13 protein-coding genes and 1 tRNA gene are annotated in these 17,513 nt (G+C 61.8%); 6 read left to right on the plus strand and 8 right to left on the minus strand.

Translation table 11 applies throughout. The features are described from left to right. Nucleotides 1-32: 32 nt before the first annotated feature. Nucleotides 33-1,559 (plus strand): exopolyphosphatase, encoded by a 1,527-nt coding sequence (gene ppx / locus PHO31112_RS20840; protein WP_150622660.1) that lies wholly within the window; start codon nt 33-35, stop codon nt 1,557-1,559. Nucleotides 1,560-1,675: 116 nt separating this feature from the next. Here ppx and PHO31112_RS20845 read toward each other — a convergent pair whose 3' ends face one another. Beyond that, nucleotides 1,676-2,503, minus strand: coding sequence for a GNAT family N-acetyltransferase (locus PHO31112_RS20845; RefSeq protein ID WP_150622662.1), 828 nt, complete (start codon nt 2,501-2,503; stop codon nt 1,676-1,678). Nucleotides 2,504-2,690: 187 nt separating this feature from the next. Beyond that, the gene (locus tag PHO31112_RS20850; RefSeq protein WP_150622842.1) at nt 2,691-3,167 is read right to left on the minus strand and encodes a SixA phosphatase family protein; all 477 of its coding nucleotides are present in this window, start codon (nt 3,165-3,167) and stop codon (nt 2,691-2,693) included. A 179-nt stretch (nt 3,168-3,346) separates the two neighbouring features. Here PHO31112_RS20850 and PHO31112_RS20855 point away from each other — a divergent pair. Then, nucleotides 3,347-3,423: transfer RNA gene (locus PHO31112_RS20855), tRNA-Pro, on the plus strand. A gap of 131 nt (nt 3,424-3,554) precedes the next feature. Here the strand turns inward: PHO31112_RS20855 and PHO31112_RS20860 are convergent. The 3 genes from PHO31112_RS20860 to PHO31112_RS20870 form a co-directional block, all read right to left on the minus strand. Continuing rightward, complete coding sequence (locus PHO31112_RS20860) at nt 3,555-3,968, minus strand: site-specific integrase (protein ID WP_174995817.1); 414 nt, start codon at nt 3,966-3,968, stop codon at nt 3,555-3,557. An 86-nt stretch (nt 3,969-4,054) separates the two neighbouring features. Continuing rightward, nucleotides 4,055-4,762, minus strand: coding sequence for a phospholipase D family protein (locus PHO31112_RS20865; RefSeq protein ID WP_150622666.1), 708 nt, complete (start codon nt 4,760-4,762; stop codon nt 4,055-4,057). A 358-nt stretch (nt 4,763-5,120) separates the two neighbouring features. Further along, complete coding sequence (locus PHO31112_RS20870) at nt 5,121-5,429, minus strand: hypothetical protein (protein WP_150622668.1); 309 nt, start codon at nt 5,427-5,429, stop codon at nt 5,121-5,123. 228 nt (nt 5,430-5,657) lie between these two features. On the opposite strand from PHO31112_RS20870, the gene PHO31112_RS20875 reads away from it, so the two are divergent. Together PHO31112_RS20875 and PHO31112_RS20880 are read left to right on the plus strand one after the other, a co-directional pair. Continuing rightward, entirely contained in the window at nt 5,658-5,915 is a 258-nt protein-coding gene (locus tag PHO31112_RS20875) for a type II toxin-antitoxin system ParD family antitoxin (RefSeq protein ID WP_150622670.1), read from the plus strand. Further along, on the plus strand, nt 5,912-6,211 hold the full coding sequence (locus PHO31112_RS20880; protein WP_150622672.1) for a type II toxin-antitoxin system RelE/ParE family toxin: 300 nt from the start codon (nt 5,912-5,914) through the stop codon (nt 6,209-6,211). Before PHO31112_RS20875 ends, PHO31112_RS20880 begins: the two co-directional genes overlap by 4 nt. Nucleotides 6,212-6,517: 306 nt before the next feature. On the opposite strand, the gene PHO31112_RS20885 is transcribed toward PHO31112_RS20880, so the two are convergent. Together PHO31112_RS20885 and PHO31112_RS20890 are read right to left on the minus strand one after the other, a co-directional pair. Further along, complete coding sequence (locus tag PHO31112_RS20885; RefSeq protein WP_174995818.1) at nt 6,518-8,284, minus strand: sensor histidine kinase; 1,767 nt, start codon at nt 8,282-8,284, stop codon at nt 6,518-6,520. Nucleotides 8,285-8,460: 176 nt separating this feature from the next. Further along, a complete protein-coding gene (locus tag PHO31112_RS20890) occupies nt 8,461-9,183 on the minus strand; it encodes a response regulator transcription factor (protein ID WP_150622676.1) in 723 nt (240 codons plus the stop codon). 326 nt (nt 9,184-9,509) lie between these two features. Between PHO31112_RS20890 and PHO31112_RS20895 the strand changes: the two genes are divergently transcribed. Beyond that, nucleotides 9,510-15,620, plus strand: a complete 6,111-nt coding sequence (locus tag PHO31112_RS20895) for an autotransporter outer membrane beta-barrel domain-containing protein (RefSeq protein WP_150622678.1) — start codon at nt 9,510-9,512, stop codon at nt 15,618-15,620. A 59-nt stretch (nt 15,621-15,679) separates the two neighbouring features. On the opposite strand, the gene PHO31112_RS20900 is transcribed toward PHO31112_RS20895, so the two are convergent. Further along, nucleotides 15,680-16,705, minus strand: coding sequence for a serine hydrolase (locus PHO31112_RS20900; protein ID WP_150622680.1), 1,026 nt, complete (start codon nt 16,703-16,705; stop codon nt 15,680-15,682). A gap of 340 nt (nt 16,706-17,045) precedes the next feature. Here PHO31112_RS20900 and PHO31112_RS20905 point away from each other — a divergent pair, with 340 nt between their 5' ends. Then, nucleotides 17,046-17,498, plus strand: a complete 453-nt coding sequence (locus PHO31112_RS20905; RefSeq protein ID WP_150622682.1) for a MarR family winged helix-turn-helix transcriptional regulator — start codon at nt 17,046-17,048, stop codon at nt 17,496-17,498. The last annotated feature ends 15 nt before the right edge of the window (nt 17,499-17,513 follow it).

Consider the following 17,513-nt stretch of genomic DNA (forward strand, 5'->3'; position numbering starts at 1 on the left):
CTTCGGCACTCTTCGCTCAGGCGCACCCCTACATGAGTACCCCATCGCCCTTGCTTGCGGCCGTCGATCTCGGCTCGAACAGTTTTCGCCTGATCATCGGTCGCGTGGAGGAGACATCCGCCGGTACGCAGATCTATCAGGTCGATGCTCTGCGCGAGCCGGTGCGACTCGCGGCTGGCCTGAACACCGAGAAGTATCTCGACCATCCGTCGCAACAACGCGGCTGGGAGGTGCTCAAGCGTTTCGGAGAGCGGCTGCGCGGGTTTCATCCCGATCAGGTACGCGCGGTTGCCACGAACACGCTGCGAGTCGCCAAGAACGCGCAGGACTTTCTGGGTGAGGCGCAACGCGCGCTCGGGTTTCCTATCGAAGTGATTGCCGGGCGGGAAGAGGCGCGTCTGATCTACGCTGGTGCGGCGCACTCGGTGCCCACCTGCCCGGGCAACCGGCTGGTGGTGGATATTGGCGGCGGCTCGACGGAGTTCATTATCGGGCAAGATTACGAGCCGCTGATCATGGAGAGCTTATATATTGGCTGCGTGAGCCACAGTCGTCTGTTCTTCCCGAGCGGCAATGTCGACGAATACGCGATGAAGCAGGCTGAATTGGCCGCTCGCCGTGAAATTCAGATCATTTCTGCGACGTTTCGCGAGGCGGGTTGGTCGCAGGCGATAGGCTCGTCCGGCACGGCTAGGGCATTGGCCGAACTGCTCGAAGCCAACGGTTTCAACGATGGCGGGGTGCATGGCCTCACGCGCGGTGGTCTCGAGCGGCTCAAGCGGGCGCTCATCAAGGCCGAGAACGCCAACCGTCTGAAGCTCGCCGGGCTCAAGCAGGATCGTATTCCCGTGCTGCCGGGCGGCTTGTCTATCATGCTCTCCGTCTTCAATGAACTCGAAGTCGATCATATGGAGACGACCGACGCGGCGCTGCGGCTCGGCGTCATGTACGACCTGCTCGGACGTACGCAGCATCAGGATATGCGTGCCGTCACCGTCGAGCAGTTCGTGCGCCGTTACGGCGTTGACCGTGCTCAGGCCGAACGGGTCGGGAATCTGGCGGTTTCGCTGTATCGTCAGTTGCCGGTCGATGCGGTCGAGGGCGACGACGATCAGGACGATCGCCGCGAGGGGGGGGAGGCGTTGCTCAACTGGGCGTCGTCGCTGCATGAGATGGGCTTGTCGATCTCGCACAGCGCATATCACAAGCATTCGGCCTATATCGGCAGCAACGCGGATATGCCGGGATTTTCACGTCCCGATCAAACGAGGCTTGCGGAGTTATTGCTCGGGCACGTGGGCAAGCTGGGCAAGCTCGCATCGCAGGCGCAGCAGGTCGATTGGCAGTTGCTGTTCTGTCTGCGGCTGGCAGTGCTGTTTTGTCGTCGCCGCACCGATGCGCTACCGGACAGCATCAAGGTCGAGCGTCTTGACGCCGGCTTTCAGGTATCGGTGCCACGTGTGTGGATCGATGCCAATCCGCTCACCGATTACAGCCTGCAACGTGAAGCGCAGGAGTGGGAGAAGATCGGCATGCGTTATAAGGTGGTGTACGCCTGAACCGTTGCGATGGCGCCCCTCTGGAGCCGTGGACTGGAAAAGGGAAAGCCCGGCAGAAGCCGGGCTTTTTTTGTCCCCGTGCGAGGACGAAACAACTTGGAGGGGGATGGCCTGCGTCAGGCTTGTTTGAGTTTGCTCACGAGTTCCGGGCCGAGGAAGTGGCGCGCGTAGCGCGGATTGATGTCGGCAAGACGGAACAGCGTGAGGAAGTCGGCGGTATTGAAGTCGGGGTCCCATGCCGGCGCGCCGCAGATGCGGGCGCCCAGGCGCAGGTATCCCTTGACCAGCGCGGGCGGCTCGACGTCGAGCGTCGATTGCAGTTCGTCGACCGGCAGGGCGATACGCGGCACGGCGTGGTACTCGGCCGGGGCCATGGCGGTGTCTTGCAGCTTGCGATAGAGGCTGGCGGCATAGTGGCCACCATCGGCCATCGGCACGCTGGCGCAACCGAGCATCGTCTCGAGGCCGTTGCGCAGCATGTACTCGGCCAGACCGCTCCAGAGCGCCATGATGACGGCGCCGTTGCGGTAATCCGCGTGCACGCATGAGCGACCCGTCTCGAGCATCTTCGGGCGCAGGTGGTCGAGACGCGAGAGATCGAATTCCCCTTCGGAGTACAGACGACCCAGGCGGCTGGCCTGAGACGGCGGCAATACGCGGTAGGTGCCGACGACCTTGAGCGAGTCCTGATCGCGCACGATCAGGTGGTCGCAGTATTGATCGTATTCGTCAACGTCCAGACCTGCCGGGCCCTTGACCGAGGCGCCCATTTCCTCGGCAAAGACCTGATATCTCAGACGTTGTGCTTCCCGAAGCTCGCTTTCATCGCGTGCCCACGCCACAGCCAGATTCGGTTTGACAGGCGTTTCAGGGCGAGGAAGACGCCTCCGCGACGTGGGGGTCAGCGAAGAGAGCGGCATGGTGGGGTTCGGCAGGTCGCGCATAAAGGCCCTTTTTTTGACGGTCGCGTTGCGACGTACTTTAAAAAGCATCAATGTCGATTCCGTGAACGGTAGGCGACAATTCTATGACAAAACGCGCAGCGTCATGAGTCAGATCCTGCTTTTGATGCCGTTCAAAGCCCGGTTCATGCGGGTTTGCGGAGGGTCTCCCGGTGATATCGGGGGCGGGTCAAAGAAGGTCGGGGTTGATGACCGCTCGCACCACGACCTGGCTTTCGTCTTCGCGGCGGCGCGAGGATAGCCACCAGATGCCGCCTTTCTTGATCGTCCAGTAGGCTTCCTGGCCGCTCAGCAGCAGGGCGGCGAGTTGGCCGAGGGCGGGCTGGTGGCCGACGATGACGACGGTCTGATTGGTGCCGGGCCACCCGATGGCGCCGAGTAAGGTCATGGCGTTCGCACCGGGCGCGAGATCACGCACGATGCGCGGGGTGGGGGTGAGTGCCTGAGCGGTCTGGACGGCGCGCACGGCGGGGCTGGAGAGGATGATCGCGTCGTCGGGCAGACGGGTGCGCAGCCACTCGGCGGCTTTATCGGCCTGTTTGCGGCCGCGGTCGGTAAGTTCGCGAGCCAGATCGGCTTGCGCACTCAGGGCGAGGGCAGCCGGCAGGTTTTCGGCGTCGGCGTGACGCCAGAGAATCAGATTCATTGACACGGGTTCGGACATGGAGAACCTCCCACTATGGCGGGGTTTCGTGGCGCTGGCGTGACCACGGATGAGACATCCGTGGGACCTCCATTGTGCCAGTCAGCGCTGGGAATGTACCTGCGTCGCGTGTGGCTATTTGACGCGGTGCGTAGAACCTACTAGAATCTCACCTCTTTAGTCGGAGCGTAGCGCAGCCTGGTAGCGCATCTGATTTGGGATCAGAGGGTCGTAGGTTCGAATCCTATCGCTCCGACCAATCGCATCAAGGGGTAGGGACAGGCAACATCTATTGTCCCTAATCTCTCCCCTTATGTTTCCCTAATAGTTTCCGTTTTTGCCCGTGCTTTGGCGATTCCGAATGGGTGCTCTAACGTGGTACGTTAGGCGTCAAGCCGGTAGTCTAAGTCGCACGTTGCTCGTCGGGACGTCGAGTAGCTTCAGGTAGTCCCGAATCATGGCTGGCGTGCTGTGAGCCGCTACCGCTTGTAGTGCGGTCAGGTCGTAGCCCGCTCGCTTGGCATCGGTCAGTGCCTTTCCCCTGATGGATTTGATGGTGTAGCCACATCCGGCGTGTCCGGCGCGCTCAACCGCTCGATCCCACGCCGATCTGATGGCGTCGGCCTTGTATTCCTTTTGCGCTAGCGAACGGATTACGTTCAGGTTGCCGATGCGTTCACGACCGTCGATTTCCCGGATTCGCTTGAGTACCTCTCGGATTTCGGGGGGTAGGGCGAGAAACGGAACAACAGATAGCGAATAAACGTTCTGCGGAGATATTTCCGTTCGCGAGGAATTTGACACTTCCAGTATCTGACAAGTAGTGCGGGTGTTAGGCGAAGAGATGTGCGTAACTGCGTAACACCTCGTCGCCATTTGCTGTCAGGTTGTTAGAGCGGGATGTTTTCAGGCCACAGATAATAGGCGCCATGCCTGGATTTCGCGACAAACTCGATGCCCGCACTTGCCCCCTGAGGTGAGAGGACATGCTCGCCGTGTTGCAATTCAAAATACCCGGCCTCGACAGCACGTTCTAGAAGTTCGCTCGTGCGCAAACACAGACGTTTTCCCAGCTTGGACGACGTAAGTTTTTCAAGTGTTTGGCTAACAGCGAGATCCTCCTTCGCTACCACTTCCGTGCAACTTTCGGTGGGACGTTCCAATGAAATACGGACTTCTTCGCTGATACGAATAATGCGTTGGGCTTCTTCGTAGACATCTCGGTACAACTCCGCATCTTCTGATCTTCGGGCAAGAACCCCCATTTCGTTGTTATTAACCTGACTAAATTCGTAGAGATTCAGGCTTGTAACCACGCACAACTCCTCGCTCATATAACACTTGGCGTGCAAGTTCTTGCAGTAGCTGGTGCGAACGTAGGTCAGACCTCGAAGCCATTCGATTTCCCGCGGTTGCAACTCACTTTTCCCGTATATGATCCTGACGTCAATTTTCAGACGATTCTTGTCTGATAGAAGCTCCTTGATACGGTCATTCAGCTTCAGGAATGGACTGATCAAAATGAGGCGGTCAACCGCCCCTTTGATCAATTCTTCGAGAAAGTAGCTCGTCGCGCTGGTGTTTAAGAATTTTGCCACGTTGTGCCCTCGCTGCTGTAGGTAACCGGGGGGCCCTCAGTGGCTGAGAATACGCGTTCGTAAGGCCGCGAAACCATTGATAGCAGAGTTAAACGTTGCTGTGGTGGTCGACGCCAACGCTAGCTACGTCGAAGCAAGCGGTGAGCGACAATAAGACCGATGCTGTGATGAAGGCTGTCGGCGTGCGTCTCATTCGGTTTGACGTCAGACGCTATCCGTCCGAATTTGAAGTTCGGAAGCAGATGCTTGGCGAGAATGAGCATGAGAAATGCCGGTCGTCGGCAGCTTAGAGGAATGCGAGGGTGAATCTAGAGATAGCGGATAACGGCCCATCGTGTTGGATGGGCCGCAACCAAAGTTACCGCACCAACCTTGGTTTCTTGCCTCGCTTCGCCGCGTGAAGAATGACGTGAGGCCCCATCAACCTATCCGTCGCCACCATCGCTTCTGCGAAGGTCTCGAAGTAAATCGCGTGCTCAGGGTCGGACACATGCGCTCGCCTGATTTCTCCGGCGGCCTCGTCCCAAGCGTAACCGAGGTACTTCTTGTATTCGTGGAACCAGACAACATGCCCTTCACGCGTCAACGACTTGGGGAGGTCGAGCCCTCCATCGCCTTGACCGCCGTTTTCTCCATCCTTCCCGTCGCTCTTACTTGAATCAATCATCAAAGCCTCCTGAGATATAGGCGGATTTAGCCGCGCTAACGACTGAATTCATCATCGCAGGAGTCCTGTGCCCCGAGTTTCAGTAACGTCCGAATTTTCTGAGTACTCGGTTGGGATTCGACAAACAATCCCCGTTCCGGACATCGGGGTGGGCATGCAATTTGATAACTATTATCAACAATGATAAAGTCACACTCATCCCAGCCAAGCCCCCTAACGGAGGAAATCATGATTAGCGCTGAACTCGGGCGACAGCTTGAGAGCTACATCGCCGAGCTTGTGGCGACGGGACGTTACGGCTCCAAGAGTGAGGTTTTGCGCGAAGGCGTGCGGCTCGTTCAGGATCGTGAGACCCAGCTTGTGGCGCTCGATGCCGTCATTGAGAAGGGCATTGCCGACGCGAAAGCAGGTCGCGGTCAACCTGCCGCCGACGTGTTCGACCGTCTTGAGAAGAAGTATCAAGCAATGGCGAACGACAAGGCATGATCGTTCACTTATTACCCGAAGCCATCCTCGACCTCGAAACCATTGGTGACTACATCGCGCAGGACAATCCGCGACGCGCAGTGACGTTCATTCAGGAATTGCGGGACAAGTGCTTGAGCCTTGCCGACATGCCGCTTGCGTTTCCCGTAGTGCCGCGTTATGAGCGTTACGGTATCCACCATCGCGTATACGGCAACTATCAGATCTTCTATCGCGTGATCGAGTCGGACGACCGAATTGACGTCGTCCATACCCTCCACAGCGCTCGCAACTACGCTGCAATTCTGTTCCCCTAAGCCGATGCCGGTTGCCCCCATAGAAGTCCCTAATATCGGCCCCAGAACTGCCCGGAGAGCCCCGAATTCTCGTGCTGAATTTTTGTGCAGATTATTAGGGGGCATCTTTCGGACGCACAGCCAAACACGGCTTCAAGCATCGGCTCCTCTCTGCCGATTTGGGGTTTGTCTAATATCCCATCTAACTGCGTCTAATATCCAGGCTCATACAGGACCGCGATTTCATCCAGCTTTTGGCATGTTCATCGTGGGGCACTGCGAAAGTCCTCTGGGCCCAGGGCAGGACTGTTCACGATAAGCCGCGCGTCAGCGGTGGTCGATTTGCACCATCACAACCGTCGCATTGTTCTCCCGCCGCAGCGCGAGCGAGCCGCCCAATCGTTGCGCACGCCGGTGCATGCTGTTAAGGCCGGTGCCGTGAAGGTGTCCGCCCCCCGGGGTATCAGCATTGATTCGCACGCCGTTCGTGTCGAAACCGACACCGTTGTCTTCGACGCGTAAGGTGATCTGGCCATCGTCGTGCCGTAGTTCGACAATGACCCGAGTTGCCCGCGCGTGCTTGAGCACGTTGGTGAGCGCTTCCTGAAGAATGCGCAGCAACTCCAGCGATTGTGCGGCGCTCAGCACGCATTGCGTGATGCCGTCGAGCCGCCAGATGCACTCGATGTTCTGCGTCTCGAAGAGCACCGAAATCCGGTGCCGCAATGGGGCAATTTGTTCGGCGAGCGCCAGTTCGCCTTGCTGATGCGTTGCCGCCGCGTCGATGACGAAACGCAGTTCGTCGCGCATCTCCTTGAGCAATCCAAGAAAGCGTGCCGGCGGCAACGTGTGCGGCGCATGTTCGATGGCCGCGATGCTCGAAACCAATGCCCCACCAAGGCCGTCATGCAGATCGTGTGCGAGATCCAGCCGCTCGGCGAGGCGTGCGTTGACGACTTCGAGTTCGTGCTGACGATTGAGTGTATGTGCCAGTTCCTCGCGCGCGTTATCGATGCCAACGCGCAGCTCGTCGTTGAACTGTGCGATTCTCCGGGAATTTTCGGCAAATCGTTTCGCCAGTACGATGGCCATGCCGATCATGAGCACCTGAGACGTTTGCGTCGTGTAATAGACGTTCGATGCAAGCACGCCGAAATACACCAGAAAATCATGTGTGCCGGCGATCACGAAGGTCAACGCGCACATTGAGACGATGCGTTGCTCCAGCCTTCGCTCCTGCCATGTGAGGATGAAAAGCAGCACGCAACTCGCCAGATAGGTCACGCCGGGGACGATGGCCCAGAGCGCGCGCGACGTCTCGATGCGATCATGCGGCATGACGATTAGCCAGATCGCACCGGCGCCGAACGTTGTCCATAACAACGCTTCGGTGCGCGGCATGCGCCGGCCGCAAAAGCGCAGTACGTACATCGTGAAGCTGCCGCAGTAGGCCAGAAATGCGATGGAGACGAAGATCTCCCATGCGTCGTTCGTTGCAAATGGCCACGGCCGGGTGACCACCTGATTGACCGCGTAGAGCCACCAGGTGAGCGACATCACACTGAACCAGCCGTAGGCCGTTTCATTGCGGCGATACAGCCAGAGCATCAACACGAGTATCCCAAGGGTGAGGGTGATCGCGAGACTGAAGAGTTGCAGATCGCGCCGCACCCATTGTTCCCGCTCGTAGCGCTCGTGAACGGTGTCGGGCGCTCCCAGGACGATCGGGCCGAGTCCTGGGCTGTATGCGGCAAGGCCTGAGACGCGCACGAGCATCGTATTCACGCCGGGACGTAGCGCCGGTGCGTCCAGGACCCCGTACCTCGGCGTATTCCATGCCCGCGTGAGTGGCTCGACAAGCGAGTTGTCGCGCAAGATCAGCACATCGTTCAGATAGACCGCACCTGCCATGTTCAGGTATTCCAGCAGCAGTCCGCGCGGCTGCGGGTTTGCCGGCTCGCGCCATGTGAGCCGATACCAGACCACGCCGTTATAGCCGGGCCAGCGGCGTGTCCAGACGTCGGGCAGCGTGACATTGGTCCAGCCGGTTTCGGGGGCGTGGGCGGCGCGCCAGTTGGCGCCTGTGGGGTTCATGCCCGGGACGCTGTCGCTTGTGGCGCGTACGGCCTCGATGCGATCGAACGTTAGTGTGGTGTTGTCGGCAGGGAGTGCTTGCCCCTGCGCGGTTGCGATGCCCGGGACTAGACCAATAAGACAGAGCAGAGACAGCGATCCGGCCAGCGCAAAATGGATCGTGCCGATCCGCAGGGTCAGGGCAACAAGCCAAAGGTACGCGCTTCGAACACAGCTTGTGTGCGCGAGTTGACCGCGAGCTTCTTGTAGATGTTTTTGATGTGGCATGCGACCGTGAGACTGGAGATATTGAGCAGTGCTGCAATCTCGCGGTTCGTCATGCCCTTGGCGACGAGTCCGAGAATCTCGATTTCTCGCGGGCTCAATGCCGGCACGGCCTCGACCGTTGGCGGCTCACCGGTGCCAGGCGTCGCCCCCGGTGAGCGTGGCGCCGGTCGGCTGACCCCGACAAGGCTAAGAATATGCCTGGCAACAAACGGATCGATCGGCGCGCCCCCGCGCAGCGCGCTGCGTATCGAGAGCGCAATTTCCTCGTCGTCGCGCTCCTTGAGCAGATACCCGGTCGCGCCTGCCCTTAGCGCACGCACGATGATCTGCTCCGTACTCCACGCGGAGATTACCAGAATCGGAAGCGCGGGATCGCTGTCATGCAACTCGCCGATCAAATCGACGCCGCTGCCGTCCGGCAGGCCGACATCGACGAGTATCAGCGCGAACGGCGTGCTCGCCAGATGCTGACGCGCTTGCGCGAGGCTCCCGGCCAGGCAGACCATCTCATTCCTGTAGCCCAGCGATTTGAGGATGCTGCACATGCGCGTTTGCGTGGCCGGATCGTCTTCCACGAGCAATAACGGTCCGGGGAGCACCGGTTCGGTATCGACTGGCGGGGTGACAGGCATGGCGTAGGGTTCCGGGGGACGAGTAAGGCGAATGTCATGCAAATTAGCGCACCGCCATCGTAACGCCCATCCCCCAAACAGGGTAGGCATGGCTTGCATTTACTCAATTCGGGGGATGCCGGACGCAGCACATCGAATGCTACGTTTCGCACAAACGGGTTCGCGCTGCGCAAGGCTGGGCAATACGCGCACGACATCGACATGACATGGGGTGCAAATCCGGGCATTGGACAAACGCTTTCGGATCGGGGGGCAGCGTGGGAGATCGGTTTTCCGCACAGGCGACGCCGCGTCGCCTCAGGGCAATCTGCAGTGTGGCAGGGCTCATGCTCGCAGGGCCAGCCGTCGCACAGACGTCGGGACCGTTGTTCCTCGACTATCGAGGCGCCACGGGCGGTTGCTGTTACAACTCCAATGGCGCGGATGGCGAGCCCGGTCAGATCGACGTCGAACGCACCCTCACGGGCCTGAACATTCTCTCGACAGGCGGGGCGACCGGCGTCGCTGTCGATGTGAGTGGCGGTAACGGTGGCAACGGCGACGATGTCAGTGGCCGCGATCACTGGGGCGGCAGCGGCGGTTTCGGACGCATCGTCGACTTCGTTCTCGCGCAAAGCACCGTCGTTAGTAACGGTTTCGGCGTCTCCGTACTGTCCAAAGGGGGAGACGGCGGTCTGTGGGGCAATCGCGGCCATGGCAACGGCAATGGCGGGAACGGAAATTTTGCACGCCTTACGCTCGACGGCGGCTCGGTGAGCGCTGTCGGCTACGGGCTGTCGGCGCAATCGATCGGAGGCAATGGGCAGACCAGTGCGATTCCGTGGGGCGCCGGCGTGAATGCCGGGGTCGGGGGAAATGCCGGAGACGCCAGCGTGGTCGTGCGTGGCGGGGCCGTCGTCACCGCGAGCGCAAGCGGCGGCAACGGTGGTGCGGCCATTCGTGCCGAGTCGCTGGGCGGACAGGGTGGATTGGGGATCGACGACTGGGAAGGCGGCTACGTGCTCTCCGGATGGGGCGGTAACGCCGGTAATGTCACCGTGTCCATTGCGGACGGCACCGTGACCGCACACGGCGACGGCGAAGTCGGCGTGCTTGCGCGCTCCGTAGGCGGTAACGGGCCGAAACGAATGAGCGATAGCACGGACGTCAAAGGGTCCAATGGCGGTAACGCCGGCAACGTCACGCTCACGAATGGTGCGGCGATTACGACCGATGGGGCCAATGCGCCGGGCATTGCCGCCTATAGCCTGGGGGGGGACGGCGGCGATGGCGGCGGCGGTGTCACCGGGAACGGATTTCAGGGTGGAGACGGCGGAACGCCGGGATCCGTCACGGTCACGAATACCGGCAGCGTAGTGACACGAGGTGTCGGCGCGATGGGTATCCGGGTCGCCGTGATCGGCGGCGCGGGCGGCAACGGCGGCGAATCCGGACCCTGGTCGGGACATGGTGGCAATGGCGGCTCGGGCGGTAACACCGGAAGTCTGGCGGTCGATATCAAAAACGACGGCACGATCATGACCACGGGTAATGACGCCGTCGGTATCCTGGCGCACGCGGTCGGGGGCGGGGCGGGTGGCGCTGAACTGAGTCAGGGGATCATGAACATTGGCGGCGGGTCGGGGGGCAATGGCGGACTCGGCGGCAACATTTCTGTCGGCAGCAACGGCTCGATTTTCACGACCGGCGATCAGAGCCCTGGCGTGCAGGCGCAGAGCATTGGCGGCGGTGGCGGGCACGGCGGCGACGCCGATACGACTGGCATCATCGTTGGCATCGCCACGGGTGGGCATGGCGGTGCCGGTGGAAATGGCGGCAACGCCGTCATGGATCTGGGCGGCGCCATTTCGACCGCCGGCGCGGGCTCGACCGGCATTCTGCTGCAAAGCGTAGGCGGTGGCGGCGGTGCCGGCGGGTCTTCCCGCGCCATGACAGTCGGTGTTGGGCTTGGCGTCGCTGTCAGTCATGGCGGCAGCGCCGGTGGTGGCGGAGCGGGCGGCCTGGCGCATCTCACGCTGGAAGACGGGAGCAGCATCACGACGCAGGCCGCCGCAAGCGATGGCGCCGTCGTGCAAAGCGTCGGCGGCGGCGGGGGCTACGGCGGACTCGCCAGTTCGGCAACGCTCACCATCGCGCCGGATCTCGGTCCGGAGGTGCCTGCTGCCACGCTCAGCCCGCATGTCTCGATCGGAGGCAGCGGCGGCGACGGCGGCGGTGGCGGAATAGCGCAGGTCGACAACAGCGGTGGCATCTGGACGCAGGGCGACAAGAGTATCGGCATTCTGGCCCAGAGCATCGGAGGGGGCGGCGGTGCTGGGGGAAGTGCTGCCGCCGCGCTGCGGGCGCAATCGATTGCCGCGCCGAACAGTCGCTTCAACATCAGCGTGGGCGCGACAATCGGTGGCGCCGGCGGTGGCGGGGGCGACGGCGCCACCGCTTTGGTGACCAATAACATCGATGGCAGCGTACTCACGACCGGCGATCATTCGTCGGGCATCGTCGCGCAAAGTATCGGTGGCGGCGGTGGCGTGGGCGGCATGGTGCAACAGGAAACCGCGAAGTCGTTCGGCGCCACGCTCGGCGCGCCCGGATCGGCTCAGGGGCTGTTACAGACGATGGGCAATTGGCTGACGCGTTCCGGCAATTCGATGAATGTGGCGTTCGGTTCGCTGACGATCGGTGTGGACGTTCGCGTGGGTGGCACGGGCGGTCAGGGCGGGGCCGGTAACGCAGCCACCGTCAATAACTACGGTCGGGTGACGACGTCGGGCGGCGGCTCGGCGGCCATCGTCGCGCAGAGTATCGGCGGCGGGGGCGGTCAGGGTGGCACTGCTGCATCGACCAGCGTATCGAGCCTGCTTTCGAGTCTAGATAGCCTGTTGGGCGTGATGGCCGGCAAGGTCGGCACCTATTTCAACGTCTCGCCCAACGTCGGGACGAATGTCGCCGTCGGTGGATCGGGGGGCTGGGGCGGTGATGGCAGGCAAGTGAGCGTGCTCAATACCGGCACGTTATCCACGAATGGGTTCGGCGCGCCGGGCATCCTGGCGCAGAGTGTGGGTGGCGGTGGCGGAACGGGCGCGGCGACGTCGCAGAACCTTGAGCTTTTTCTCTCGAATTGGGCACCTAAAGATGCGCCCGGGATCATCAATGAGGTAACCCGCATCATCGACCTGCTCGGCTCGAATCTCGCCAGCGCGCAGCACAGTGTCAACGTCAGCGTTGGTGGGCGGGGTGGCGGTGCGGGAAGCGGGGGGCTGGTCAATGTCGACGCCAGCGATCCCGCCAGCCGCATTCAGACCCGTGGCGACAGTTCGCCGGGCATTCTCGCGCAAAGCATCTCCGGCGGGGGCGGGCAGGCGGCCGCGACGGATTACACCTTCGGCGCGAGCAGCCTCGGCGCGGCTGCCGGATCGACGTCGCCGGCCCTGTCGCTCTTCCTCGGAGGCGCGTACACCGGCAATCTGGCGGGCAACGCGGGACAGTTCGCTCATGTCAACGTCAAGAGCGGCGGCGTGATCGCCACACAGGGCGTGGATTCGAGCGGCGTCGTCGCGCAGAGCATCACGGGCGGCGGGGGGGCGGCAGCGGTCGGCCTTACGGGGAACGCGAGCACGCACCTCGCCGCTGGCCAGCAGGTCGTCGTCCCCGTCATCACGCTGGGCAGTACCCTGAGCGGTGCGCTGTCGCCGTCGAGCATGAACGGTGCACCCGTTTCGGTCGTTAGTTCAGGCAGCGTCTATACGAGCGGTGTGCTCTCGCATGGCATTCTCGCGCAGTCCGTTGCGGGCGGCGGCGGCGCTGCGGGAATGACCGTCGACGCGCAGGTCGCCTCGTTGCTCGGCGGGGCGGTCGTCAAGCTCGGTGCGTCGCCAGCGGGGGGCAGCAGCCTGCAAGCCAACGCCGGGAGCGTCAGTGTCGATCTGACGAACCTTGCGGTAACGCAGGCAGTACTGTCGACGCAAGGGGCGCTATCTTTTGGCGTACTCGCGCAGAGTATCGGTGGTGGCGGCGGGTATGTCGCGCTTGTTCAGGGCGGCAATCCGTTCGCGTTACCGGTCACGAGCCTGACGCTGGGGGCGCAAGGCGATACGTTTGGCAGCGGTGCCGACGTCAATGTGAACGTCGCACGTAACGTCGCGGTGCAAACGCTCGGTCAGGATGCGCATGGCATCGTTGCCCAAAGTGTCGGCGGGGGCGGGGGCATTGCGGGGGCGACCACCGCGCCGGGACGCGTCACGCTGGCGTCGGTCAACAATTCCGTCACGCGCTCGGGTGCAAACGACGGCGGCACGGTGGAAGTGGCTGTCGATGGCAGCATCCGAACCCGCGGTGACGGCGCGGCAGGCGTGCTGGCCCAGTCCGTGGGCGGCGGCGGCGGTATCGCAGGCGATGCCGCCGCAGTGACTTACGGTCTCGACATGGTGCGACAGGCCAACGTCTCCGGCGCGGTGGGGGCGGGCGGCACTGTACAGGTGAGTACGAGTGGCAGCGTGGTGACCTACGGCGCGAATGCCCCGGCCATCCTTGCGATGAGTCTTGGCGGCGGGGCAGTGTTCAGCGACGGCGGCGTATGGCTGAAACAGCCGGCGAGCGCGAGCGGCAACGCGGGCGGCGCGATCGACGTGACGCTTCAACCGGGCAGCGTGGTCGGCGCCATGGGCGCTGGCTCTCCCGCGATTGCGGCGATCAGCATGGGCAACGCGGGAGCTGGCTCGATGCAAGGCAAGCCGATCGGCGTGACGATCGGCAAAGGCGCGAGCGTGATGGCCAATGCGACCTCGGGCATCGGCATCCTGGCCATCAATACCGATGGTGTGAATGTCGAGAACGCCGGCACGGTGTCAGCCGCAACGGCCATCGTGTCGATGAGCAAGGCGAGTGTCGCCAATAGTGGCGTGATGCAGGGCAATGTGCAACTGACCACCGACAGCACGTTTCTGAATCGCGTGGGCGGTGAGCTACGCACGGCACGGTTGCTCTCGGCCGGGCTGACGCAAAACTACGGCACGGTCAGCCCCGGTGGTCCGGGCGTGTTCCAGGCGTCGCAAGTGTATGGCGACTTCAGGCAGACGGGCACCGGCGTCTACGCTCCCGACCTCGATTTCACCAACCACAACAGCGACTTCCTGGCGGTGACGGGCGCACTGACGTTCGGAGGCAGCGTCGTGCCGATCCTTCGCAATCCGGTCAAGAACATCTGGCTTGGCATCGGGCACTTCGACAAGGCGCCAACGGGTGAGACGGCCGTTGCAAAGAGTACGGCGCTAGTCTTCGACTATCGGATGAAGGATCACTATGGCGGCTCGCAGGATCCGCTGATATCGGTGGACGCCAACTTCCGGCCGCCGGGCGTGTCGCTGAATGCTAATCAGGCGTCGTTCGCCGACTTTCTACAGACTCATTGGGATGCGGGCATGGTCGAGGCCGGACCATTGTTCCAGCCGTTCGTGAGCGCGGGCGATGCAGCGTCCTACCGCAAGACGCTGGACGTACTCTCCGGGGCGGCGACGCTCATGCGCGCGGGTTCGCGAGGGCATGAGAACTATGACTTCCTGAATCGATTGATGAGCTGCCCGCAGTTCGTCACCAATGGCACGCGTATGGGCGAAGGGAGTTGCGTCTGGGCTCGCGTGATCGGCACCCGTGCCGATCGATTCGATACGGCGGACGACGTGGGTTTTCGCAGTCAGCAGGTGACGTATCAATTCGGGGCACAGAAGGAAATTGCGCATGACTGGTTTTTCGGCGGATCTGCGAGTTACGTCGTGACGCATGCCCGCTCGTCGGATCGCTCGCTGGACATATCGAGCGATGGCTTCCGGGGCGGGCTGACGTTGAAGCGGCAGATGGGGCCGTGGCAAATCGCGCTCGCCGTGCTGGGCGGTTACGAGAGTGGCACGCAGAATCGAACGATCGATTATCCGGGCGCGTCCGCGCGAGCGACGAGCCGGCCAGACGCCTTTTTCGTCGGCGCGCGATCCCGGTTGTCCTATCAGTTGAACTATGCCGCCTGGTACGTGAAGCCTTATGCCGATCTGGACGTCGTGTACGACAGGAATTCGGCTTACCTCGAAAGCGGCGCCGGCGTGTTCAATCTTGCGATGCAAAGCGAAGGGCGCACAACGGCAGTGCTGAGTCCTGCCATCGAGGTGGGCGCACGTCTCGACTATCGCGGCGTGACGGTGCGTCCCTATCTGTCTGCGGGGATGAGTTTTGCGTCGAAAGGGGATGTGAGCGTCGAGGCATCGCTCGTGCAGTTCCCGGGTGCGGCGTTTCGCATTACGTCTTCACAACCGCGTGTCTATGGCAACTTTGCGCTCGGGGTCGAGTTGCTGTCGTCGAAAGGGCTTGAGGTACGTGCGGAGTACAACCTTCGCACGGCGGCGTCGCAAACGGTACAAAGCGCCGCGTTGCGGCTCGCGAAGCACTTCTGAATGCGGATGGCAGGTGCTTCACGGTCCCGGACGACTGTCCGGGCCGATCTGGCGGGTGATCAAACGGAATTGGTGGCTGCCTTGAGTACGTCGCTGACCGCCGAGATGAACTCGTCGGTGCGCTCGACGCTTGTCTTGTCGCCTTGCCAGTTCGACGTGAAGCTGAACGTCACGGGCGTTTTGCCCACGAACATCTGTCCGGCGAAGCACAGAGCGTGGAATTTCTCCCAGTCAAGACTGCCGCCCTTGCCGTAGGCGAGCAGCCCTTGGGGCACGGTCATCCACACCGCGTCGGCCATCGCCGAGATTCGCTTGAACTCGACGAGCGACGTCGGCTTCGCGAAGACTTTTCCTGCGAGGGTTTGTTCGTACCAATTCACGAGATCGTTTGCCGAACTGGTCATCGATTGCTTATCGTTGATGACGTCGGTGCGAGAAACGAGAGGACGATTGTCGTAATAAACCTCCTCGTTGTGCTCCAGTTTCTGCATGCCTTCCCAGCCGAGATCGACGCCCGATGGCGCGCCTGCCAGATAGGAAAAGAGGATGCGGGTGGAATCGGGGATGCGCACCGTGTTCAGTCCCATTCGTCTGACAAGTTCACGCACGCGCGCCGGTCCCACGGCGGCCAGCGAGATGTCGGTGCCGATATTGTCGCTGTGCGAGATCATCGATTCGAGAGCGGTGCGGTATTGGGTCTGTCCGCTCAGACCGATGAGCACCGGACTGCCCGGCGTACGCACGGCGTCATTGACGGTGCACAGTTGTGTGCCGGAGAGTTGATTGCGGCCGGACTCCACATCGAGCAGGAACTGGCCGAGGATGTAAGTTTTGACAGCACTGCCAACGAACAGGAGTTGCTCGGGCGCGTAGCCGGCACGCCAGCCCAGTCTTCCGGGCGGGGTTGCCACCACGAGACAACTTGTCGTTTTCGGCGCGAGGGTGGCAAAGCGATTGATGGCGGCGTCGAGATCTGCGCGTCCGGCGGCGACGGCGCTTGTTGCCGGTGACAGCAATGCCGGTGCCGCGAGCGACGCCGCCGTGAGCTTCAGCGCCTGTCGGCGGGTTGGACGAAATTCGGTCATCGCGAGGGTCTCCTTGACAGGGAACGATGTTCAGCGTGCCGCGTGCGGTGTGTCGCGTGTTGTTTGCCGGTGCGGCGAGGCCGGGGCAACGTTAGCACGCAGTCGTCGCTGCCGCGATCCCTCATTTTGGGTAGGCGGGTGGTGCGACGAAATCTCGTACGACGGCAGTTTCGATGCCGGTATTCAATGACGCAAGTGCATGTTATTGGCGGGTGCGTTTCGTCGTGGATGACTGAGACGTCGAACCAACGTGGTGTTACATGAACGTTTCGGTCACACACATATAAAGATAATCTGTACATATTATCTGTACAGGTTATCTGTATGTTATTATCGGCGCATGGTCAAACAATCACACACGTCCGAGACTCTCAGGTTGGCCGCCTTGGCGGGTGAGCTGCGCATTTCTCTGGGCAAACTGGTTCGACGGGTGCGGGAGCAAGCGCATCCGGGCGACTTCACCTCCGCTCAGAAGTCGGTGCTTCTCCGTCTGGATCGTGACGGCCCTGCAACCGTCTCAGCCCTCGCGCGGGCGGAGAGTGTGCGTCCTCAGTCCATGCGTATCACGGTGGCCGGTCTGGAGGCGACGGGGGCCGTGAGCGGCGAACCCGACCCGACCGATGGCAGGCAAACCCTGATCTCCCTGACGCCAGATTTCCGCAAAACCCTCAACGCCAGTCGGGCCGCCAAAGAGGACTGGCTGTTTCGCGCGCTGCAAACGCAGTTGTCTCCCCAAGAACAGGACGCACTCGCAGACGCGGTGAAATTGCTGCAGCGGCTCGCCGACTTCTGAGTGATTCCAGCACCC

It is taken from the genome of Pandoraea horticolens (assembly GCF_902459555.1).
Lineage (GTDB): Bacteria > Pseudomonadota > Gammaproteobacteria > Burkholderiales > Burkholderiaceae > Pandoraea > Pandoraea horticolens.

Coding starts and splice junctions, on each gene's coding strand:
- PHO31112_RS20850 (WP_150622842.1), bottom strand. CDS start 3,167: ATGAATCTGATTCTCTGGCGTCACGCCGACGCCGAAAACCTGCCGGCT.
- PHO31112_RS20875 (WP_150622670.1), top strand. CDS start 5,658: ATGATTAGCGCTGAACTCGGGCGACAGCTTGAGAGCTACATCGCCGAG.
- PHO31112_RS20890 (WP_150622676.1), bottom strand. CDS start 9,183: ATGCCTGTCACCCCGCCAGTCGATACCGAACCGGTGCTCCCCGGACCG.
- PHO31112_RS20895 (WP_150622678.1), top strand. CDS start 9,510: ATGCTCGCAGGGCCAGCCGTCGCACAGACGTCGGGACCGTTGTTCCTC.
- PHO31112_RS20845 (WP_150622662.1), bottom strand. CDS start 2,503: ATGCGCGACCTGCCGAACCCCACCATGCCGCTCTCTTCGCTGACCCCC.
- PHO31112_RS20905 (WP_150622682.1), top strand. CDS start 17,046: ATGGTCAAACAATCACACACGTCCGAGACTCTCAGGTTGGCCGCCTTG.
- ppx (WP_150622660.1), top strand. CDS start 33: ATGAGTACCCCATCGCCCTTGCTTGCGGCCGTCGATCTCGGCTCGAAC.
- PHO31112_RS20870 (WP_150622668.1), bottom strand. CDS start 5,429: ATGATTGATTCAAGTAAGAGCGACGGGAAGGATGGAGAAAACGGCGGT.
- PHO31112_RS20885 (WP_174995818.1), bottom strand. CDS start 8,284: ATGAACCCCACAGGCGCCAACTGGCGCGCCGCCCACGCCCCCGAAACC.
- PHO31112_RS20900 (WP_150622680.1), bottom strand. CDS start 16,705: ATGACCGAATTTCGTCCAACCCGCCGACAGGCGCTGAAGCTCACGGCG.
- PHO31112_RS20880 (WP_150622672.1), top strand. CDS start 5,912: ATGATCGTTCACTTATTACCCGAAGCCATCCTCGACCTCGAAACCATT.